Source organism: Rhizobium sp. SVR5-9E (assembly GCF_056755095.1).
The window spans coordinates 1-206 of record NZ_JBNDHS010000887.1; the positions used below are offsets into that span (position 1 = coordinate 1).

1 pseudogene is annotated in these 206 nt (G+C 58.3%); it reads left to right on the top strand.

Going from position 1 to position 206, the window contains the following annotated elements:
- A pseudogene (locus ACPYOJ_RS37365) lies at positions 1–206 on the top strand (DNA topoisomerase IB); the annotation flags it as partial.

The following is a 206-nucleotide window of genomic DNA, read 5'->3' on the forward strand; positions in this document are numbered from 1 at the left end:
GCTGACCGCCTCCCGGAACTACGGGAAAAGGTGGACATGGACCTCGGTTCACGCGGCCTCAACATGGACAAGGCCCTGGCGACGGTAGTGTGGATGCTCGACAACCTCTATATTCGAGTTGGAAACACCGCTTACGCGGAAGCAAACAAGTCATACGGCCTGACGACCTTGCGAACCCGCCACGTTAAGGTCGAGGGCGGAAGAGT